Origin of the sequence: Calothrix sp. PCC 6303, assembly GCF_000317435.1 — a bacterium.
Classification (GTDB): domain Bacteria; phylum Cyanobacteriota; class Cyanobacteriia; order Cyanobacteriales; family Nostocaceae; genus PCC-6303.
Genome location: NC_019751.1, coordinates 4,866,602 through 4,888,692, shown reverse-complemented (window position 1 = coordinate 4,888,692; position 22,091 = coordinate 4,866,602). Strand labels below are relative to the sequence as shown.

General features: G+C 36.6%; 16 protein-coding genes and 1 tRNA gene. 12 read left to right on the top strand and 5 right to left on the bottom strand.

From position 1 onward, the window contains the following. The first annotated feature begins 137 nt into the window (after positions 1–137). The 6 genes from CAL6303_RS19905 to CAL6303_RS19880 all read left to right on the top strand — a co-directional run bounded on the left by CAL6303_RS19905 (position 138) and on the right by CAL6303_RS19880 (position 11,175). The gene (locus CAL6303_RS19905) at positions 138–467 is read left to right on the top strand and encodes an STAS domain-containing protein (protein WP_015199632.1); all 330 of its coding nucleotides are present in this window, start codon (positions 138–140) and stop codon (positions 465–467) included. Positions 468–533: 66 nt separating this feature from the next. Next, positions 534–977 carry an ATP-binding protein gene (locus CAL6303_RS19900; protein WP_015199631.1) on the top strand — a complete coding sequence of 148 codons (444 nt, stop codon included), beginning with the start codon at positions 534–536 and terminating at the stop codon, positions 975–977. A 982-nt stretch (positions 978–1,959) separates the two neighbouring features. Further along, the gene (locus CAL6303_RS19895; RefSeq protein WP_238993720.1) at positions 1,960–6,642 is read left to right on the top strand and encodes a response regulator; all 4,683 of its coding nucleotides are present in this window, start codon (positions 1,960–1,962) and stop codon (positions 6,640–6,642) included. A gap of 186 nt (positions 6,643–6,828) precedes the next feature. After that, entirely contained in the window at positions 6,829–7,182 is a 354-nt protein-coding gene (locus tag CAL6303_RS19890; RefSeq protein WP_015199629.1) for a PAS domain S-box protein, read from the top strand. A 9-nt stretch (positions 7,183–7,191) separates the two neighbouring features. Then, the gene (locus tag CAL6303_RS19885) at positions 7,192–9,351 is read left to right on the top strand and encodes a PAS domain-containing hybrid sensor histidine kinase/response regulator (RefSeq protein ID WP_015199628.1); all 2,160 of its coding nucleotides are present in this window, start codon (positions 7,192–7,194) and stop codon (positions 9,349–9,351) included. 171 nt (positions 9,352–9,522) lie between these two features. Further along, positions 9,523–11,175, top strand: coding sequence for a DUF1565 domain-containing protein (locus CAL6303_RS19880; protein ID WP_015199627.1), 1,653 nt, complete (start codon positions 9,523–9,525; stop codon positions 11,173–11,175). Between the two features lie 177 nt (positions 11,176–11,352). On the opposite strand, the gene CAL6303_RS19875 is transcribed toward CAL6303_RS19880, so the two are convergent. The 3 genes from CAL6303_RS19875 to hemH form a co-directional block, all read right to left on the bottom strand. After that, a complete protein-coding gene (locus CAL6303_RS19875; RefSeq protein WP_015199626.1) occupies positions 11,353–12,756 on the bottom strand; it encodes a serine hydrolase in 1,404 nt (467 codons plus the stop codon). Between the two features lie 87 nt (positions 12,757–12,843). Then, entirely contained in the window at positions 12,844–14,634 is a 1,791-nt protein-coding gene (locus CAL6303_RS19870; RefSeq protein WP_015199625.1) for a protein kinase domain-containing protein, read from the bottom strand. A 261-nt stretch (positions 14,635–14,895) separates the two neighbouring features. After that, entirely contained in the window at positions 14,896–16,062 is a 1,167-nt protein-coding gene (gene hemH / locus CAL6303_RS19865) for a ferrochelatase (RefSeq protein WP_015199624.1), read from the bottom strand. A gap of 96 nt (positions 16,063–16,158) precedes the next feature. Between hemH and CAL6303_RS19860 the strand changes: the two genes are divergently transcribed. The 3 genes from CAL6303_RS19860 (at position 16,159) to CAL6303_RS19850 (ending at position 18,328) form a co-directional block, all read left to right on the top strand. Then, complete coding sequence (locus tag CAL6303_RS19860) at positions 16,159–16,788, top strand: class I SAM-dependent methyltransferase (RefSeq protein ID WP_041740798.1); 630 nt, start codon at positions 16,159–16,161, stop codon at positions 16,786–16,788. A 33-nt stretch (positions 16,789–16,821) separates the two neighbouring features. Then, on the top strand, positions 16,822–17,598 hold the full coding sequence (locus tag CAL6303_RS19855; protein WP_015199622.1) for an MlaE family ABC transporter permease: 777 nt from the start codon (positions 16,822–16,824) through the stop codon (positions 17,596–17,598). Between the two features lie 148 nt (positions 17,599–17,746). Beyond that, positions 17,747–18,328, top strand: a complete 582-nt coding sequence (locus tag CAL6303_RS19850; protein WP_015199621.1) for a hypothetical protein — start codon at positions 17,747–17,749, stop codon at positions 18,326–18,328. Between the two features lie 128 nt (positions 18,329–18,456). On the opposite strand, the gene CAL6303_RS19845 is transcribed toward CAL6303_RS19850, so the two are convergent. Together CAL6303_RS19845 and CAL6303_RS19840 are read right to left on the bottom strand one after the other, a co-directional pair. After that, complete coding sequence (locus CAL6303_RS19845) at positions 18,457–19,092, bottom strand: thermonuclease family protein (protein WP_015199620.1); 636 nt, start codon at positions 19,090–19,092, stop codon at positions 18,457–18,459. A gap of 76 nt (positions 19,093–19,168) precedes the next feature. Then, positions 19,169–19,537: a 2Fe-2S iron-sulfur cluster-binding protein gene (locus CAL6303_RS19840; protein WP_015199619.1), complete on the bottom strand. Its 369-nt coding sequence runs from the start codon at positions 19,535–19,537 to the stop codon at positions 19,169–19,171. Positions 19,538–19,628: 91 nt separating this feature from the next. Here CAL6303_RS19840 and CAL6303_RS19835 point away from each other — a divergent pair. The 3 genes from CAL6303_RS19835 (at position 19,629) to CAL6303_RS19825 (ending at position 22,089) form a co-directional block, all read left to right on the top strand. Beyond that, positions 19,629–19,715, top strand: a tRNA-Ser gene (locus CAL6303_RS19835). A 320-nt stretch (positions 19,716–20,035) separates the two neighbouring features. After that, the gene (locus CAL6303_RS19830; protein WP_015199618.1) at positions 20,036–21,532 is read left to right on the top strand and encodes an EAL domain-containing protein; all 1,497 of its coding nucleotides are present in this window, start codon (positions 20,036–20,038) and stop codon (positions 21,530–21,532) included. A gap of 176 nt (positions 21,533–21,708) precedes the next feature. Continuing rightward, entirely contained in the window at positions 21,709–22,089 is a 381-nt protein-coding gene (locus CAL6303_RS19825; protein WP_015199617.1) for a hypothetical protein, read from the top strand. Positions 22,090–22,091 lie beyond the last annotated feature (2 nt).

Below are 22,091 nucleotides of genomic sequence, written 5' to 3'. Positions count from 1 at the left end.
GACCGATAATTATTATCGATCAAACACTTCCTTTTGAAGTGTTTTTTAATTAAATATTGCATTTGATTGTATCCACATTTTTGAGTAAGATTTGTACAAAAACCACAATACTATTACCTAGGAACTACAAATATTTTATGTCTACAAATACAAAAATTATCCAACCATCCGGAATATTGAATGCAATTGGCGGAAATCAGCTACGTCGAGATATTAATGATTGTGTTGCTACAGGAGCTAAGATAGTATTGGTTGACTTGCAACAAATTGATTTTGTAGATAGTTCCGGTCTTGGTGCATTAGTTGCCGCAATGCAAATTGTCAAATCATCAGATGGACAAATGTTTATTTGCTCGCTTAATGAGCAAGTAAAAATGTTATTTGAATTAACAAAAATGGAAAGAATTTTTAAAGTTTTTGCGAATCAAGAGGAATTTAAAAAGAATTTTTTAGCAATTGAAAAATAATATATTAATAGTCAATTCTAGTACTACTTTTTCTGAAAGTAGATGAATTTATGAACTTGCGGAAAAATGAATATAGATTTCATCAACATCAATCAAAGAATATATCTGCAAGCACCATCAGATATTACTGCTTCTGAGGAAGTTCTATCTTGGTTTGAGCAGATTAACCAGCCAGCTATTTTAGATAAAAAAGTATGGTGGGAATGCCAAACTCTCTTAATTGAAGGTTTCATCAACATTGTTGAACATGCCCACAATAGCTTACCATCTGAAACACTGATAGACTTAGAAGTAATTCGGTTCAATGAGCATATTGAGATTCGGATTTGGTCAAGGTCAAATGGTGAAGTATTTGACTTGGATAAAAAATTAAGTGAAATCTCTGAATTTGATGATAATTTTGACGAAAGAGGTCGTGGTTTAAAAATAATGTCGGAGATTGCAGACAAAGTAACTTATGAGGCTCAAGATGATAATCGTTGTTGTTTATTTATGAGTAAGAAAATTTAATTAAATATAAAATTTTTTACCAAATCCCAGATATCAAAAAAGCTGATATAGTCAATCAAATTGTTATATCAGCCTTTTTATTTGAAAATGTCACAGATATTGTGTGCAATTTTAGCTCCAAAAAAGCACAGACTCAACAGCCTATTAGTAGTCCAATTAATCCTCCCGTTTGTGTTGCTACTCCTGCGGAATAACTTTTTAGATATTCTACAAAGGATTCTTCACCTGCTTTAACGCTAAGAGCGTTTCTTGTATGCCGTAGGCTTTACGCAATGACATGCAAAAGTGGGATGCTCCCAACTACCTTGCCTTTACTTGTTTTTTAAATTATCAAAAATAATAAAGATAGGGTATTTTTCGATCTATTAAGATGAGATTTTAAAGCTAATTATATCCCTCGATGAAATTAATAATAAATTAGGCATACCTCATTTTATTAGGAAACCCCATACCAGTATTTTTACGATTTTCAATTATAATTGCAAATCTAGTGCAGTTTGGCGCAAGCAAATAAAGCTAGCATACTCTACAAGAAGCTGCTACCCTAGCGGGAACGCTAAGAGCGAACGCGTCTATAAAATGGCTAAAAAGCTTATAGAAAGATCTTTATTCCTTTTGCCTTGTTGCACTAGTAACACATATTTTTTTTACTTATTTAATGTTTGCATTGTATATTTAATTTTCATTGATAACGTTTTCATTGATTGTTTTGTTTTTAAAACAAGCACAATGATTATCTAGAAGATAAAATGCTGATATGGTGTTCAAGGAGATTGGAAAATTCTGCCATATATCAAAAATAGTTCTATTTAAAACCCTAAATTTATATAAACAAAATATCGCCTAATTCCTGTGTATTCTTGGAACAGACACTAAAATGATTCATAGACATAGACTGAAATTAACAACCAAATTTAATATCCTACTGCTCCTAATTCTAATTATCGGCTGTATAGTTAGCGGTTTGACTTTATCCGCAGCTATGCAAAATAGAGCTGAAGTGGAAATTATGGATAAAGCAGAAATGCTAATCGAAAATATGAATTCCGTGAGAACCTATACGAGCGAACAGATACAACCATTGTTATCGGATAGGCTGAAAACAGACAAAAAATTTATTTCAGAGACAGTTCCAGCTTATTCTGCACAAAAAGTTTTTGAAAATTTTCGTAAACAACCTGACTACAAGAATTATCACTATAAAGAAGCAACATTAAATCCCACAAATCCTAAAGATAAAGCTGATAAGTTTGAATCTGAATTGGTAAAACAATTTAGGCAAAAACCAAATTTAAAACAATTGACTGGCTATCGAAATATCTCTGGAGAAGATTTATTTTATATTGCTCGACCTTTAAAAGTTACTAAAGCCAGTTGTTTGCAATGTCACAGTCATCCAGATGTCGCACCTAAAAGCTTAATTGATACTTTTGGTTCTGAAGGTGGTTTTAATTGGAATTTGAATGAAATTATCGCATCTCAAACTATTTATCTTCCAGCTAAAAATGTATTTGCAAAAGGGCATGAATATTTATTGTTGGTAATGAAAATTTTTACAAGCATTTTTATTGTTTTGCTATTTGTTATTAATTTATTATTGAAACAATCCGTAGTCAACCCAATTAAAACTATAACTAAACTTACAAAAAAGCTCAAAACAGGAGAGGTTGTAAATTTTGCCTCAGAAAATAATACAGAAGCCATTGCCTTGAAATTAATTGCTCAACGTCGTGATGAGACAGGAGAATTAGCAAAAACATTTGAACACATGGCTCAAGAAGTTTTGAGTCGAGAATACGATCTGAAGCAAGCACAAAAAGAAATTAAGCGCAGTGAAGAATATTTTCGCTCACTAATTGAACAAGCTTCTGATGTAATTTTAATTCTAAATCGAGAGATGAATATTCTTTATGTTAGTTATTCAGTTAAACGTGTTCTAGGATATGAAATTGAAAAAGTTCTAAATCAAGATATTATTCATTTTATTCCTTCAGAAGAAGTGAGTAGGATATGTCAGTTTATTGACAAAGTTATCTATAGCCCTGGTATTTCAGCATCGATAGAATTAAAATTTCGCCATCAGGATGGTTCTTGGCGAACTATGGAAGGGGTTAGTAAAAATCTACTGGATGATTCGATTGTTGAAGGTATAGTTTTAAATCTACGGGATTTAACTCAGCGGAAGCAAGCAGATGAAAGATTACGCTTATTAGAATCAGTTGTTGTTAATTCTAATGATGCAATTGTTATTACAGAATCAGAACCTATTGATATTACTAATGGACCTAAGATTGTCTATGTGAATGAAGCATTTTGTAAAATGACGGGCTATAGCTTGCAAGATGTAATTGGTAAAACACCTCGGATATTACAAGGAAAAAATAGTGATCGCATTGCCTTGAAAAAAATTAGAAATGCATTAGAATCATGGCAATCAGTCAATGTAGAAATGATTAATTATCGCAAAGATGGGACAGAATATTGGGTAGAAATAAATATTGTTCCAATTGCCGATAAAAGTGGTTGGTTTACCCATTGGGTAGCGATAGAAAGAGATATTACGGAACGGAAACTAGCAGAAAAGGAATTGCGAGAAAGTGAGGCATCAATTAGAACTTTATACGAAGTCACAGCCAATATTGAACTGAGTTTATCTGTGAGAGTCCAACAGATGTTGCAAATGGGTTGTCAACAATTTGATTTAGAGGTTGGTACTCTCAGTAGAATAGATGAGGATGATATTGAAGTGATGAATATTTATTTATCAGATAACTGTCCTCTAACTATTCGTCAAGGTGACATTTTTAATTTGAACGAAACGTTTTGTTATGAAACTATACAGGTAAATACAGCAATTAGTATTGTCAATGCTAGTAAAAATAAATGGAAAAATCATCCTTGTCATGTCCATGGACAAGTAGAAAACTACTTAGGAACAAGAGTGATTGTTGGTGGTAAAGTTTATGGAACTCTGAATTTTTATGGAACTAATTCTAGATCTTCGTCTTTCAAATCCTTACAGATAGAACTTTTGAAATTGATGGCTCAGTGGGTAGGTAGTGAAATTGAACGCCAGAATTTTCATATAGCCTTACAGCAACAGCTACAAAAAACCATATTGCTGGAAAAAATTACTCAAAAAATTCGTCAAAGTTTAAATACACAAGAAATTTTACAGACAACAGTTAATCAATTAGGTCAATCTTTAGAGGTCGATCGCTGTGTAATTCATTATTATATTGAAGAGCCTAATCCCAGACTACCTTGTGTGTCGGAATATTCGACATTAAGCACAAAATCAATGCTGAATTTAGATATTCCCGTAATTGGTAATGCCCATGCAGAAAAAGTTTTAAATCAAGACAATGCTGTTGTTTCTGATAATGTTTTCACTGATCCGTTACTAATTCCATCTGCAAATCTATGTGTGGAATTAAATATTAAATCAATGTTAGTTATTCGTGCTTCTTATCAGGGACAAACAAATGGAGTACTAGCATTACATCAATGCAATTATCAACGTCAATGGCAACAAGATGAAATAGAATTACTCGAAGCTGTTGCTGCTCAAGTTGGTATTGCTCTTGCCCAAGCACATTTATTAGAACGAGAAACAAGTCAACGAGAATTATTAGCTCAACAAAACCAGGAGTTAAATATAGCTAAAAAAGATGCAGAAGCAGCAAATCGCTCCAAAAGTGATTTTCTTGCCACAATGAGTCACGAAATTCGTACTCCAATGAATGCAGTAATTGGGATGACAGGATTGTTGTTAAATACAAAATTAACTCCATCACAAGAAGATTTTGTGGAAACAATTCGTAGTAGCGGAGACTCTCTTCTAACACTAATTAATGATATTCTCGACTTTTCTAAAATTGAAGCTGGTAAATTAGATTTAGAAGAACAGCCATTTGAATTACGTTCTTGCGTTGAAGAAGCACTAAATTTAGTAGCTAATAGAGCCTTAGAAAAAAAACTAGAATTAGCATGTTTAATTGATCCAACAACTCCCAACATAATTGTGGGAGATGTCACACGCTTACGACAAATTTTAGTGAATTTACTCAGTAATGCAGTTAAATTTACAGCCAATGGAGAGGTTGTCGTCTTTGTCAATACTCGTTCTGTGAATAGTACAAATAGTAATAGCGATCGCAACCTTTATGAAATTGAATTTGCGGTGAAAGATACAGGTATTGGTATTCCCGCAGATAGGATGAATCGTCTATTTCAATCCTTTAGCCAAGTAGATGCTTCTACCACTCGTCAATATGGAGGTACTGGACTAGGTTTAGCAATTTGTAAACGTTTGTGTGAAATGATGGGAGGTAAAATATGGGTGGAAAGTGAAGCAGGAGTCGGTTCAACATTCTCCTTTAATATTTGGGCAGAAATATCAGAGAATCAAGCATTTCAGGAAGAAAGTGCCGATAACGAATTTCTCGGAAAACGAGTCTTAATAGTAGATGATAATGCTACTAATCGACAGATACTTACCCTACAAACACAGTCATGGGGAATGTTTAATTGTGCCGTAGAATCAGGCTCAGAAGCACTGAAATTATTTGATCAAGGGGTATCTTTTGATTTGGCAATTCTTGATATGCAAATGCCAGAAATGAATGGGATTACCCTGGGTGAAAAAATTCGTCAAAAGCCTAACTGTGAAAACATGCCCTTAGTCATGTTAACTTCTATTAATGCACAAGAAATTAGCACGCAAATCAATAATGTAGAATTTGCTGCTATCATTAACAAGCCGATTCAACAGAGACAACTTTATCGAACACTTGGTCATATTCTGGGTGGTAACTTAATTAAAGTTAATCAATCTACTACTCATCTTCAGAATGATCAAGAGCAGCTTTCGCAAAATCTGCCTTTACGAATTCTTTTAGCAGAAGATAATACAGTTAATCAGAAAGTTGCATTATTGACCCTAGAGCGTATAGGATATCGTGCAGATCTAGCAGGTAACGGTTTAGAGGTTCTCCAAGCTCTGCAACGTCAACCCTATGATTTGATTTTAATGGATGTACAAATGCCAGAGATGGATGGATTAACAGCAACACAAAGGATTTGCGAGCAGTTCCCAGACAGTCAACGCCCACGAATTATTGCCATGACTGCAAATGCAATGCAGGGAGACAGAGAAATATGCATCAAAGCTGGAATGGATGACTATATTACCAAACCTATTCGAGTTAATGAGTTAAGAAATGCACTAAGTAAATGTCAGCCATTAAATTATAATCTGGAGTTATTGGAACCTGTAAAAAATAATCAAATTGAAGAAGTTGAAAAAATTGAGGTAATAAAAGTGATCGATGAAAGTGTCTTACAAGAATTAAAGGATATGGCAGGAGAAGATTATGTAGCATTTTTAACTGAAATTGTGGATGCTTTTGTGGGGGATGCTGCTACAAGTATTGATGCGATCGCATTGGCAATCGAGCAAGCAAATCCAGTAGAATTAAGGGAAATCGCTCATGGACTCAAGTCTGCAAGCGCTTATTTAGGAGCAATCCAACTTTCTCATCTTTGCCAAGAACTAGAAACTTTAGGTCGCAATGGTGCGATCGCAGGTGCATTGGAAATATTCACCCAACTACAACAAGAATACAAAAGAGTTGAGACTGCATTATTATTGGAATGTCAATAGTTGTAATAATATTTACAGCATCTTTCGACAAAAACCACTAAAAAAATCAAGTTTAAAATGAATTCTAGCATTGGTTTATTTTTTATCTATGGCATGTTTAAAGGCAATTTGCTGTAGCTAGATTAAGTATATTTATGTTAGTTCAACTATGCTTCTCCAAGTAATTTTACAACAAAAGTGCAAAACATGTTAACTATTAATGAACTCAAAAATGACAGTAACTTACCAGTAGTTATTGCCAATGATCAAGGAATAGTAATTGATATCAATCATCATTTTGAAAAAGTCTTTGGTTGGAATCAAGAGGAACTTGTTGGTCAGATGCTTAGTATTATTTTGCCGTCATATTTTCGAGATGCACATCATCTAGGATTTTCCCGTTTTAATACTACTGGCAATGCAACAATATTAAATCATCCTCTTATTCTTAAAGCTGTCACGAAAGATAATCGAGAGATTGAATCAGAACATTTTATCATTGCTGAAAAACATGAAGATAAATGGATATTTGCTGCTTCTATTCGTCCAATTGCAGAATGAATACTTATCATGATGATCGACTTAAATCAGCAAATTCAGGAGTTACGTGGCACATTAGGAAAAATGGAAATTGCCCTAGGATCTGTCGATGAAGGAATTGTCTGGACAGATGAGCAGGGTAGAATTCAATGGTGTAATAGTACTTTTGATAAGTTAGTTAAAAGAATACATATTTTAATTTTAGGTCAACAACTGATAGATTTATTACCGTTGTCACAAAGTGATGTGAATTTAGATAAAAAATTACACCCTGTAATGCAAGCACTAGAAACTAAATCTAAAGGTAAAGACCAGTATGAATTCGACAATGATAATTGTCGTTTAGTTTTAGAAATATCTTGGTCATATTTACAAATACCGAGTTCTTTACAACCAGATAACTATATTAGTTCCGCAGTAATTGTTATTCAGGATATTACCGAACGCAAGGCAGCAGAAATATTTTTACAGCAGGCAAAGTATGAATTAGAGCAAAAGGTAAAAGAACGGACAGAGGAATTATTTTCAGTAAATCGACAGCTATGTGAACATAATATCGCACTTGAAGAAGCAAAAAAAATTGCAGAAGCTGCAAGCAAAATAAAAAGCGAATTTCTGGCAACAATGAGTCATGAAATTCGTACCCCTCTAAATGCAGTTATTGGTTTGACAGAATTACTATTGAATACAGAATTAGATGTAACACAAGCAGATTTTGTTAGTACTATCCAAAGTAGTGGTGAGATGTTACTCACTCTAATTAATGATATTTTAGATTTTTCTAAAATTGAGACAGATCAATTAAAACTGATTCAAGAGCCATTTGAATTAAAATCTTTAATTGAGAATAGCATTGATATTATTAATTTTCAAGCTGTAGCAAAAAAAATTAAATTAAATTATTTGATTGAGCCACCAATACCAAAATTCATTATTGGTGATGTAAATCGTCTAGCTCAAATATTATTAAATATTCTTAATAATGCCATTAAATTTACAGAAATAGGTGAAGTTTGTGTTTCATTAAAATCTAGAAAATTGAATAGTTTTAACAATAATCTACATATTTCGGAAGATCCAATTTACGAATTAGAATTTTGTATTATAGATACAGGTATTGGTATATCTAGTAAGAAAATTAATCAGCTTTTTAAACCTTTTAGTCAACTTGATACTTCCATGAGTCGCAAGTATGGAGGTACAGGACTTGGTTTAGCTATTAGTAAAAGATTAGCAGAAATCATGGGCGGAAAAATTTGGGTAGAAAGTGAAGAAGGTGTTGGTTCTAAGTTTTTTTTCACTATCATTGCTTCAGAAGCTCCACAATTAGCGATGACAAGCCTTAAAAATCAGGAAGAAGAAAAAAAACATCACCTCAATTTAGCTGGGAAACAAATACTAATCATAGATGCTAATCGGACAACCCAACAAACTATAATTCAAGAAACTCAGTCATGGGGGATGTTAAATTGTGCGGTTTCTACAGGGAAACAAGCGTTAAATTTAATCACAAAAGGAATACATTTTGATTTGATAATTTTAGATTTAGAATTACTTGATATGGATGGTGTTTCTTTAATTAGAGAAATTCGGCAGGAAGATATATTGAAGCAATCGCCAATAATCATATTCTATTCCCCATCTCAGCCAGAATTTAATATACCTAATAATTATGCCTATGGTGTAACAACTCTGAAAAAACCTATTCAGGAATCACAGCTATATGAGTTGTTTGAAAAAAGTTTTACTGAGGGGAAAATTAAACCAAACCAAATTGCTAATTCTGAAATTCTTGCAAAATCTACATCCACAAATTCTCAAAATCCATCTCTACGTATTTTGTTAGCAGAAGATAACTTAGTTAATCAGAAAGTTGCACTGCTAGTTCTCAAGAAAATTGGTTATCATGCAGATATAGCTAATAACGGCTTAGAAGTCCTTAAAGCATTACAACAACAAACCTATGATGTGGTGTTGATGGATGTGCAAATGCCAGAGATGGATGGACTAACCGCAACACGAGAAATTTGTCAAAAGTGGTCGAATTCAGAACGTCCACGAATTATTGCTTTAACTGCTAACGCAATGCCAGGGGATAGAGAAATTTGTCTTAATGCTGGAATGGATGATTACATTACCAAACCAATTCGAGTGGAAAAGTTACAAACTGCACTCAGAAAATGCTACTAAAAAATAAAATCATTTCATGAATTTAGCACATCTCCATCTTATTTATAGCTGTAGCCATTTTGATCAGGATATTTATCTGTTCCCTGTTGCCTTTTTAGATAAAAACATCGAATCTTATCCATAATCGCAGAATTGTGCCACTATATCAGTGTCTTTTCCCAGTGTATAGACATGACTCAAATTCTGTACGTAAATCCTACCAGTGGTAATAATGGTAATACTGGTAGCGAACAAGCACCAGTAAAAACCATTGCGAAAGCGCTCCAGTTAGCTACCGCAGGAGCGAAAATCCAATTAGCATCGGGAACCTATAATGCTGCTAGTGGTGAGATTTTTCCCCTATCTGTACCCCCAAACGTCGCTATAATTGGGACTGAGAATAACAAAGGTAGCGCTATTTTAATTGAAGGTAGTGGAAATTACCTGAGTAGAACTTTTGCTGGTCAAAATGTCACTTTTGTGATGGCAAGTAGTGCAGAATTACGGGGTGTTACCGTTGTCAATCAGGCTAGTCGAGGGACGGCTGTCTGGGTAGAATCCACATCACCCACAGTTGCCAATTGTACGTTTATTAGGTGTAAACGGGAAGGTTTATTTGCTACAGGAGACGCAAATCCGGTGGTAATAGACAATGTTTTTACCGAAAACGCTGCAAATGGTATTTCTATTGCCCGTAATTCTAAGGGAGATATTCGTGGCAATATTTGCTACAAGACAGGTTATGGAATTGCCATTAGTGATAGTGCAGCACCAACCCTAACTGATAACAAAATATCGGAAAACCGATCTGGGATAGTAATTTCTGGAAGTGCGCGTCCTGTACTGCGGAGTAATTTATGCGATCGCAATACAGATGACGGTATTACTATTATCTCTAGTGCGCTACCTGATTTGGGTACGAATACTTCCCCAGGTAACAATATTTTACGCTCTAACGGCAAGTTTGATATCCAAAATGCCAGCAGCAATAAAATCATCGCCATTGGCAACCAAATCGATCCTAGCAAGGTTTCGGGAAATGTTGAGTTAATTAATAATCAATCACCATCCCCATCTCCAATTCCTACACCGTCCCCAACTCCAATTCCCACACCGTCCCCAACTCCAATTCCCACACCATCCCCAACTCCAATTCCCACACCGTCCCCAAATCCTGAACCCGAACCAAATCCTGAACCATCTCCAATCCCCACACCATCCCCAACTCCCATCCCCGTACCGACACCATCACCAACTCCCACACCAGTACCTGGAGATTTAACTGATATTTCGGGGCATTGGGCAGAAGCATTTATTCGTGAATTAAATAAACTAGATATCATTACCGGGTTTAAAGATAAAACCTTCAAACCCGACGCAACCATGACACGCGCACAGTACGCGGCTTTATTAGTGAAAGCTTTTAATCCTAGTGCGAAACGTCAAGCCAGTAAATTTAGAGATGTACCTGAAAGCTTTTGGGCATATAAAGTCATTCAACAAGCATATCAGGGACAGTTCCTCTCAGGTTATCCGGATAACTCATTCCGTCCCAACGAAAATATTCAACGGGTGCAAATCCTTGTTTCCCTAGTTAACGGTTTGGGATTAACCACAGCAACCAAAACCACCAAAGCATTCGACGATCAAAATAAAATCCCTAACTATGCTTTAGATGAAATAGCGATCGCATCATCAAAGCGCATCATAGTTAATTATCCCAAAATTAGTCAACTCAACCCCACTCGTGATGCCACCCGCGCAGAAGTAGCAGCTATAGTTTATCAAGCTTTAGTTGATGCTGGACGTGTAGCAGTAATCAACTCACCATACATATTTGTCTAAGTTTATACTATGCCTACATTTTTCCTATGTAAAAACATTGTGACTCTAATGTCAACCTAGTAATCTGTCAGGCTGAAAATGACGATTGTAGAGACGTAGCATTGCTGCGTCTCTATTGGGGTATGTATGTATACATAGTGGGATTTTAACTGCGAATTCTAATGATTCTGTGGTTTTTCAATTTGTCAATTGATCAAAAACTAAACGTGACATTTGGGGAAATGCTTTTTTACTATCACCGTAAGCTTTATCATCCCCAAAAATAGCTAATATGTAGCTTGCTTTTCTATCTTTACTGACTATATAGGCAACTTCCTGTCGAGAGGTAGTAGTCCATCCGGCTTTAGAATAAAATTCAACTCGATTAGCAGGCAATTTTTCGCCAAATAAATCCCGTACAGGATCAAATTCTTCTGGATTAGGTGGTTGAGATTGCCAATATCCTAAGTCTCTTTTGAGTAAATTTAGCATCGATTCTTGAGATTCTGGTGCTACTGCTTCACCTCTAGCAATTTCATACATTAGTCTTGCAGCTTGATATGTTGTGACTTTATTCCGTCTAGGACTATTGGGATTGTCACCACGTATCTGTGCATCTGCACCTTTTGGTGCTTGAATATTATGTAGAGGAAGAGGAAAAGTTTTTTGGCTGATATTAATATCTTTATAACCAGCTTTCTGGAAAAAATCATTTAAACTTTGTCGCTGATATTTCCATGTAGCAAATTCTTGTTGTTCTAACTTTTTATCAGAAGATTTAGTATTAGTAATTGCATCTATCACATTACTAGCAGCATCGTTATCTGATTTCAACATCATTGTATTCAAATCATTATAAACTGCTGCAAATTGTACTTGACCCTGTTTAATTTTTGCTTCTAATGCAACCATCCAAAATAGTTTAGCAACACTAGCTGGGTATCTCGGCTTATCTTCTTGATATGCAGCGGTTGTATTTTTGTTTAAGTCTATTAATGTAACGGATAGAGAACTTGTAGGTAATTTATTCTCTTCAGCATAATTGACTATACTCTTGACAATTTTGTCTAGCTTTTTATCACCTTTGGTTAACTTAGGGGACGTTACTATATTATAAGTAAATTCTGAAGTATTCGATAATAATAGAGGATTAGAATTAAGGGGGACAATCCCTTGATTCTGGCTGGGAGTATTAACTGAAATAGGAAAAGCAGTTGTTAAAGTTGGTATTGCTTGCGCTGTTGGGGGAGAAGTATTTTTTCTCACTTCAGTCTTTTTTAAACCATCTCGACGGGAGAAAAAACTGCTCAAACTAAATATAGAAATAATAAGCAACACAACCGAAACTGTAAGTGCATAAAATTGGAAATGAGATAGCTGAGAAAATCTATATTTACTCATTGATACACCTTTAGTTTGATTAGTTGTCGTTTGAGGTATACGAGTAGTAGCACCAGTTAAGGAATTAGTTGCCTGTTTTTTTAGTTCAGTATTTTGGTGCTGGAGGCTAGTAATTACTTGATTTGCAAGTTTTAGCTTATTTTCAAGCTCACTAATTTCCTGTTTGTGTAAGTTTTGGTTTTGTTCTGATTTTTCTTCCACAAATCTATACCTTTTCTACTTTCTCATACACTACATGGTGAGCATTTGGAGATTATTTTTTATAAAACAATTAATCGACTCCCTATATTAATTGTAGTTAGATATCTTTACCTGTCCATCTTCATAAACTAAGTCATAACTAACTGTGGAAGTAAACAGACCAGATTGGGTTCTATCGACATTCCCTTTGCTATTTATAAGGGTACGTTGTTCTGTGACATTAACTACAAGTGTTGCTTTATCTCCGCTGGGTTCAAACCTATTTACACCATTAATCCGTTGCACCCCATAAGTCCAATGAGAGTTATTTCTAACTAACCATTGAACTGAACTTAAACAATCATCTTCATCTCTCCCAGATGCTATACAAGATTCTGGATCTGATGATTTTTCAATATTTCTTTCATAGGCAGAACCAGTTAATAATTGTCTGCCTTTATCTGTTACGTAGGGAGGGGCAAAAATTTCTCCTTTGGCTTTAATCCAACTTGTAACGGTATTAACCGCTGCTTCTTGAGAAATCAGATTATTGGTGCTTTGTATGGGTTGAGAATTGTTATTACTGGAGTTGGTAGAAGATGAACTACTTGATTCTCTTCGAGAATTGTTATTAGAGTTATTGCTATTATTCCCAGATGAAATTTCAATGGGTGTAGATATTGGTGTTGATGTAGAGGTGGATATGGGTGTTTCAGTAACGTTGTTTGTGTTTGCTTGCTGATTTCCTGATTGATGCATTTGTCCCATTACCCACCAACCACCAACGAGAATTGAACCAATTACACCACCAACAATGACAGCTTGTTGCCAAGTTCCGGAAGTGTTTTGTGTTGGTTGTGCTGGTGTTGGTTGTTGATAATAATTTGCTTGTTGCTGTCCACCTGGTTGATAGTGTGCAACTGTTGGAGGTTGCTGTTGAGGTGTTGGTGTGGAGTATTGTGTGGGTGCAGATTGTACGGGTTGTGGTGGTGGATTGTATTGCGGTGGAGTGTATTGTGGTGGGTTATATTGTGGTGGAGTATAGGGAACTGTCGGTGCAATCTGGTTTGGCACAGGTTGAAGATCTGCTAACATGTCCCTTGCGCTGGGATAGCGATCGCGTGCTACTGGTAATATGCATTTATCCAATACCATCGCCAAACTTGGACTCACATTCAAAGCATATTGTCGCCACAAAATTTCACCCGTGTGGGGGTTTGTTGGCAATTCTTGGGGAAGCTTCCCTGTAAGTAGATAAATTGCTGTTAATCCCAAGCTATACAAATCACTACTAAATTGGGGTCTACCTGCTGATTGTTCCATCGGCATAAATCCAGGTGTCCCAATCACGATGCTTCTGGCAGAGTTCCCAGAATTTGTTATCACTGTTCCCATGGTTTCTTTCACGGCACCAAAGTCAATTAAAATGGCTTTGCCGTCGAAATTGCGAATCATGATGTTATCTGGTTTGATGTCCCGATGCACTATGTGTTTGCTGTGGACATAGCTTAATATTGGTAAAATGTCAATTAAAATTGATTTAACTGAACTTTCACTCATGGAACCCTGCTGTTGCAGTCTTTGAGATAGGGTTTGCCCCTCGATATATTCTTGAACTAGGTAAAATTCTCCGCTTTCGTTAAAGTAAGCATATAACTTGGGTATTTGTGGGCTGTTTTCTCCCAATTCTTCCAAGATGGCTGCTTCTCTTTGAAACCGCTCCTGTACTAACTGATGAATTTGCGGGTTATTATTAGCTACAGGCTTGAGTTGTTTAATTACACAACGACGACCGGATGGCATTTGGGTATCTTCTGCTAAGAATGTATCTCCAAATCCACCACTACCCAGGACACTCAGAACTTTATAACGGTTATTTAAAAACGTCGGTGTGATCATAATCTTAGCCGATCGGTATTGTATTTATATACTTAGAATTAATACAGCTTTATACCCAGATATTTCGGAAACTCAGTAAATTATTTAACTTTTCGTATAGAAGTTTGGTAAAATATCAGTGTATAAAATGATTAATTTTATACTCATTTCCAAATCCATCATACCTGTCAAGGGATCAACAGTCAAAAATATAAATGCACGGCAAAGTAGAACCCCGACTTATTGAAGTCGGGGTTCTGAGGAATCTAGTTAAATTTGAGTTTAATGTACTAAACCAATAAAATGTAACAATCCTTGACCTGTCATCATCTCAATAATCAAAGCGATAAAGCCCAGCATGGCAATTCGTCCATTCCAAACTTCGGCACTGGTGGTAATTCCCCATTCCCAAGCTTCAGGGGGATACATTTTTGTTCCCTTTTTCATTTGTGCGACTTCCGACAAAGCCACTTTGGGAGATTTGCGTGCATTGACAACTAAATCAGCTAAAGCACGAATGAATGTGGGATGGGTATTGAGTGCGGGGACACGACGGAAATTGTGAATACCAGCTTCTTCGGCAAGTTCGCGGTATTCCATATCAATTTCTTGCAGAGTTTCGATATGTTCGGAAACAAAGCTGATGGGAACCACCACTAAATCCTTGATACCCTTTGCACCTAATTGCGCGATCGCATCTTCAGTGTAAGGCTTTAACCACTCCACAGGACCTACCCGACTTTGGTAAGCTAGGGTGTGCTGATTTGGGCGGTTAAGGGTACGCATGATCAATTCGGTACATTCCTCAATTTCCCTTTGATAGGGGTCTCCAGCTTCCTCCACGTAGCTTTTGGGGACACCATGAGCGCTAAAGAATATATGTGCTTCTTCAGAATTAGGAATTTGATCTAATTCTTGGGCAATTAAATCTGCCATTGCTTTGAGATATCCTGGTTCTTTGTACCAGGAAGCAATGACCGTGTATTTCACTGGTGCTAGTGCAGGATCTTCCTGCCAAAATTTCTCTAGCATTCGGAAGCTGGAACCACTGGTGCTGATGGAAAATTGGGGATACAAAGGTAAAATTACTAGTTCCTTAATTCCATCTTTGGTGATGCGCGCGATCGCTTCTTCGGTGAAAGGGTGCCAATAACGCATCCCCACATAAATTTCCGCATCCTCTCCCATTTCCCGCAACTTGTCCCGCAAAGCTTCACCCTGAGCTTCGGTGATACTCCGCAAGGGGGAACTTCCACCTATCTGTTTGTAGTTCTCTTGCGATCGCTTAGTTCTTCGGGAAGCTATAAACCATGCCAAAGGCTTTTGTAACCAAGGAAATGGCAAGCGAATAATTTCTGGATCGGAAAATAAATTATACAGAAATGGTCCGACATCTTCCAACTTATCGGGACCACCGAGATTGAGTAATAATACGCCTACACGATCCATAGCAGTTATTTTCCCCCAACCTCTTTCATGTTTTTTACTTATGTTAACAATATATCTTTAATTAAAGATACGATTTATTTGCAAGGAATAGATACAGTGGCAACAATATTGCGCGATTTAAGTTATCGCTATCAATGGCTTTACAACGGTATATCTCGCTTGGCGGCTTTGAGCGTTGGTGGCGAATCTAAATTTCGACAACTTGCTTTGCAAGACTTAACACTTTGCTCAGATACAAAGATTTTAGATTTATGTTGTGGCAGTGGTCAAGCAACCCATTTTTTAGCTAAATATTCCCAACAAGTTACAGGACTCGACGCTTCTCCACTTTCTTTAAAAAGAGCCAAAAACAACGTGCCCCAAGCAAGCTATATAGAAGCATTTGCCGAAGATACTAACTTACCTGATAGTACATTCGACGTTGTTCATACTAGCGCGGCACTCCATGAAATGCAACCCCAACAATTGCAAAAAATTCTTAAAGAAGTATACCGAATCCTCAAACCGGGGGGAATATTTACCCTAGTAGATTTCCATAAACCCAGTAATCCCTTGTTTGTTCCGGGTTTATCGGTATTTTTCTGGCTATTTGAAACCGAAACCGCTTGGGAATTGATTAAAACCAACTTGCCAGAATTATTAAAAACAAACGGTTTGCAAATTAAATCTCAAAAGTTTTATGCTGGTGGCAGCTTACAAGTAATACAAGCAACCAAGCCAAGCTAGAGTTAGGGGGTTAAGTGTGAGGTGTAAACAATATTGGCACCAAAACAATCTCCCTCAAAATCTGGTATTATCGCCCATCTCAAAGCAACATTACTGCTTTTCGGTCAGGTAATGCTGCATCTATGTCAAGGCAAAATCTACCATCGCATCGTTTTGGAACAAATGTTCAAAGCTGGACCTCTTTCTATTTCACCAGTTTTGCTAGTTAACTTATTTGCGGGGATGATTTTTACTATCCAAACAGCCCGTGAATTAGCAAAATTTGGTGCAGTAGATCAGGTGGGAGGTGCCTTTGCCTTAGCTTTTTGCCGCGAACTTGCACCAATCCTCACAGCTAGCATCATGGCAGGACAAGTGGGTTCAGCTTTTACCGCAGAATTGGGGGCAATGCGAATTTCTGAGCAAATTGATGCACTGTATATGCTCAAAACTGACCCCATTGACTATCTAATTTTGCCACGAGTCATCAGTTGCTCTGTGATGATGCCTATTTTAACGATTTTTGCCTTAGTTATAGGTGTCTGCGGAGGAGTATTTGCTGGTGCACAACTATATCGTTTGGAACCGGAGGTATTTTTGGGATCAGTTCAAGAGTTTCTCAGCATCAACGATTTGCTGGTGGTATTACTCAAAGCTTTAGTGTTTGGCATCATGGTAGCCGTTAATTGCTGTAGTTGGGGGTTAAATGCTTCGGGGGGTGTTAGGGGTGTGGGAGAAGCTACAACAGCAGCAGTGGTGACAAGTTGGGTGGCAATTTTTATTCTTGATTTATTGATTTCTTTGTCTTTGTTTGAAACGCCGGTACTTTAACGGTTAATCAGCATTTACCTTCCTAATTCAAAGGCTACAATCGCCTGTTTCTCGCCGGAGAAAAATTTGTTTTTTTTTCTGTCCATAGCTAAAATTGAAACATCTTCAATTCACTTCCTAAAGTCACTCTAAAACTGGATATTTAGTGATGCCAAAAATCTGCAAAATGTTCCCGTCCAAATCAATTATTTTATTTTTGGGTATGGGGCTAGCTCAATTTCATCCCGTCTTAATTCCAACTTCACAAGCACAAATAGTTACGGCTCAGAAACTTTCAGAAGCACCATTAGATTTAAAATTCTTAAATAGTCCTAATCCTCCCAGCGGAGTTTTGACATCGAGAACCATTAATCAAAATGGTCTGACTGCACCAAGTTTGTGGTGGATTAAAGAGAACTTTGAAAAAAAACTCATGGATAATTGGATTGCTTATCCTCAGTTAAAAAGAGTAGATGTAGTTGTTAATCAACAGTTTTGGAGTATATTTGATTATTTAGAACGCTATAACTTTATTAATAGAGTTGGTGCTAATGCCAAAAACTTTGGTTACAGCACTAGGGTTTTTAATTACCAAGAAGAACTTTTAGGAACCTACACTTGTAATTTTCAAATAGCCGATAATAGGACAAAGACTGTCAATCAAACAAACTCTTTTGAGCCAGTGGATTGTCGAATTAAAATGAACTCAGAAAATCGCTTGGGTGTAGAACCAATAGAAACGGAAAAATAGCTTTTAGGTAATACCAATTTGAAGAAATAATGCGACAGATGGGTTGGTAGGGGTAAAGCGCATTCCTCATTGGTGTCAACTTAACGCGAAACTTATAGTCCGACTGGGAATGAATTTCTTCCTATCCCCTATCTATTAACCCGTCGAAATTCGCTAGGAGAGACTCGCATAGGCTTCTCTGGGTTCCAAATTCCCTTACCCATAAGTCTCGCCCATTGTTGAGCGCGTTCGAGTTTTAGGTCATACTTATGATTAGGCGATCGCGCAATGAACAGAGCGCTACCATTACGTACCATTTGCTCGTTTAATAGTATTTTGTCTTTCCAGATGTAAGCTAAAGTCCGTCCAATTTTATCTTTTGCTTCCACATCAAATTCTAAGGTTACAGGTTGTTCAGCAATTAACGACTCCAAACTGGTTTTAGAGTCATCCCCCCAAGGACGCTGACGTAAATCGGGTGCTTCAATCCCAATCAACCGAACTTGTGATATTAAATTTGGTTGATCCCCCATACCCAAAACTTCAAAGGTTTGTCCACTGACAACTCGTACCACTTTCACTTGTAGCGGTGGAGTTTGAGCTTGTTTTTGTGGTTGACAACCCACAGCTAAAAATAGTAGACATAGTAAGAATATACTAAAAATGGTTGAAAAGTATACTTTTTGAATATTTAAAATCTGGCTCTTAACCCTCTCTCTGCACCGGGGAGAGGTTTGAAGAGGGGTTCTATATTTGAACCGTTCGGAGTATAGTTTTTGGATCATTTGGCAAAAGTCAAAATAATTCTCCCAAATCCCCGACTTTGGAAAAAGTTGGGGATCTAATGTTTCCGTTTATTTACTAATCTTCATCTAAAGGGAAACCCGCACGAACCCTACCCTTGGCAAAAAAGCGTCCGAACTGAAGTTCGTAAACTTCATCCTCATCTTGGGTTTCCACTTCCAAATCAGAGCGTGCATAGCTCACGCATAACAAAGCATAACCTTGTTTACGCAACTCTGGCGATAAACCGATGGCTTCTGGTTGGTGAATTTCACCGGAGATAACTCGTACCGCACAAGTGGTACAAGCACCATTCCGACAGGAAAATGGTAATTCAGAACCTTGGTGTTCGGCACTGTGAAGAATGTAGCGATTCTCAGGTACTTCAAGAATATGGGTTGTACCCGTAGCGCGATCGCGTACTGTAATTGTATGTGTTAGTGGCATTTTTGTATTTTTTGATGTCAAATTCAAAATTTCAGCTAAAAATGATTGCGGTTTCTCTAATTAGATTGTATAGTGAAAACTTGTGACATCTGGAGAGATGGCCGAGTGGTTTAAGGCGCAGACCTGGAAAGTCTGTTTGGGGGAAACCTCAACGAGGGTTCGAATCCCTCTCTCTCCGTTCCCTATTTCAAGCTCTCAGTAAAGGCTAGTTTCTCATCAGTTAGCTCAACCGTTTGCTATCAGAAAGCTTTTTGTCTCGAAAAAGGAAACAAAGGACTATAATTTTGACGCTTAACTGCCTTGAAAAAACGTAAAATTATATTTCCTTTAATTTAGTTCCCTGAAAGGTTACTCTATAACTATCGATTTTAAATATATTTAAGTCGATTTAATTCTCCTGTTCAATTTTGCAAATTAAATAGTCAGTAGTCATCAAGTTCATAACTTTATCTAAAAATTGATAAATGGTATACAATTGAACTGGCTCTATCACCAGTTATGAATCAATTTCCAACACCTCAAAAACCTGAAAATCAAATAAATCCTTCTGCAATTAGCTTAGAAATAACCGAGGATTTTTCTCAAAATAATCTAACGCAGCAAAAAAACAGCTATTTACATAATTCGCTCGAATCTTACGAGCCTTTTATTCAACAGCTGATGAAGGATCTTGACTTAGTAGATAATCATTCAAATCAATCAAAGAATATATTAGAAACGATTCGACATATATCGAATGCAGAATTTGTCTGCGTTCTCAGTTGCGATGAGCATAATAACTGGCATTTGTTTAGTAAATGTGACTCTACATTAGATTTGGACAAAAATTTATCCATTGAGGAACTAGTATCTAAGCTAATTCCAGACTTGGCTTTAAATTCTGTGTTCAATCCAGCTTACTGTGGTAATTACATTCGCCATCAACAGTTAGAAAATATTTCACCAAATAATATAGTTATATTGCCAGTTAAACAGCTACCTAATCCTGAAGTGATGCTGATTTTTGGCTTACCAAACAATAGTTATTTTTATACAGATATCTACGGCAAGATAATTTCCAGCTTTTATCAGGCAATCCAAAATAAAATATTAGAACCATTGTTAATTGAAGCGGCAATTATAGACGAATTAAAACAGAGTTTTGGATTTGTTTCTTCATCTTTATATGAACGCAGGCTCAAACTATTTTGCCAACGCTTACAGCAAATGGTAATTTATTTTGAACCAGTTTTGCATTTAGGTCGTGATGACATATTTATAAGTGGTTGGGAAGCTTTAGCCAGAAATCCAGAAAGCCTTAGTTCTCCTTCTGAACTATTTAAAGCTGCCGAACTATGGGGTTCAAATTATATTCTCAAATTGGATCAATATTTTTTGATAACTGCTGTCCAAAGTTACCGTCAAGCAAGAGATCAAAGACAACGCCGACCAAATGATATCGTACCTTTATCAGTAAATGTCTACCCGGAAACTCTGATCAGAAAAGAGTATTTTGAGACGTTGAATCAACTCATCCAGGAAGATGCGATCGCACCACGAAATTTAATCCTGGAAATATCAGAGAAATCAGAACTACCTCAATTTGAAAATGGAATACGTCTGGATAACCCCCTAAGCTCATTTAAAAAATGTTTAGTTCAATATGTCCAAAAGCTGAATATTCGGTTTGCTATCGATGATTTTGGCGTTGGTTATGCGTCAGTATCGCGGTTAGCAGGATTAAATCCGTCCCATGTCAAAATTGACCGCGAAATTCTACATCACGAACCTTGTCATGTCATTATTAAGTTTGTCCATGAAATGGTTGGAGTTAATAATCTGAATCCTGCAAGTGTCATAGTTGAAGGAATTGATGAAAATTCACCAGTCAGCTTACGTTTGCTAAAAAAATTAGGCGTTAGTTATATTCAAGGTCATATTGTTGGTAAATCTCAACCAGAAATATATAGGCTGACACAGGAGAAAATTGAAGAGTTAAAAAGACTAATTGTTTAAACATCTTTGTTACAAAATCAAAATCGTCGTAGATCCCTCTAAAACCATGCCACATGCTACAAGTCGGCAACCCAACCGACGCAGTGGCTCTTTTTCGTTTTCCGGAAAGCAACGGTATGGAACTGATGTAAATAAGTGTACATCTTAAAATTCAGGAATTTACCTGAGTCAGAACAATGATTGATACATCTTCAGTAAAACTAACACTTGCTTTTACAGATCCAGATTTAGCAGATCAACAGCGAGAACAGCAAATAGAGGAACTACAAGCCGGAATTGCTGATTTTGCGACAGTGAAAACAGTTGGTAGGATGACAGGTTCAGCAGTCCCCGTGGGAAGTAGAGCATTTGCCAGCTTTCTAACCGGTTTATTGATGGCAGAAGTGAATCCAGAGAACATTAAAAAGCTATTTGGGTTCTTAAGCGATCGCTTCGGCAATCAACCCCTAGAAATTAACCTAGAAAAAGCTGACGGTAGCAAACTTTCCCTCAAGGCAAATAGTCGAGAAGAATTGGAATTTTTGTTCAAACAAGCTCAAGAATTTATCAAAGGTTAATT

Bases quoted from the DNA above. Each gene is read 5' to 3' on its own strand.
- CAL6303_RS19850 (WP_015199621.1), top strand. From the start codon at position 17,747: ATGCCAAAAATCTGCAAAATGTTCCCGTCCAAATCAATTATTTTATTT.
- CAL6303_RS19890 (WP_015199629.1), top strand. From the start codon at position 6,829: ATGTTAACTATTAATGAACTCAAAAATGACAGTAACTTACCAGTAGTT.
- CAL6303_RS19895 (WP_238993720.1), top strand. From the start codon at position 1,960: ATGCAAAATAGAGCTGAAGTGGAAATTATGGATAAAGCAGAAATGCTA.
- CAL6303_RS19830 (WP_015199618.1), top strand. From the start codon at position 20,036: ATGAATCAATTTCCAACACCTCAAAAACCTGAAAATCAAATAAATCCT.
- CAL6303_RS19900 (WP_015199631.1), top strand. From the start codon at position 534: ATGAATATAGATTTCATCAACATCAATCAAAGAATATATCTGCAAGCA.
- CAL6303_RS19825 (WP_015199617.1), top strand. From the start codon at position 21,709: ATGATTGATACATCTTCAGTAAAACTAACACTTGCTTTTACAGATCCA.
- CAL6303_RS19905 (WP_015199632.1), top strand. From the start codon at position 138: ATGTCTACAAATACAAAAATTATCCAACCATCCGGAATATTGAATGCA.
- CAL6303_RS19845 (WP_015199620.1), bottom strand. From the start codon at position 19,092: ATGATCCAAAAACTATACTCCGAACGGTTCAAATATAGAACCCCTCTT.
- CAL6303_RS19885 (WP_015199628.1), top strand. From the start codon at position 7,192: ATGATGATCGACTTAAATCAGCAAATTCAGGAGTTACGTGGCACATTA.
- hemH (WP_015199624.1), bottom strand. From the start codon at position 16,062: ATGGATCGTGTAGGCGTATTATTACTCAATCTCGGTGGTCCCGATAAG.
- CAL6303_RS19870 (WP_015199625.1), bottom strand. From the start codon at position 14,634: ATGATCACACCGACGTTTTTAAATAACCGTTATAAAGTTCTGAGTGTC.
- CAL6303_RS19840 (WP_015199619.1), bottom strand. From the start codon at position 19,537: ATGCCACTAACACATACAATTACAGTACGCGATCGCGCTACGGGTACA.
- CAL6303_RS19880 (WP_015199627.1), top strand. From the start codon at position 9,523: ATGACTCAAATTCTGTACGTAAATCCTACCAGTGGTAATAATGGTAAT.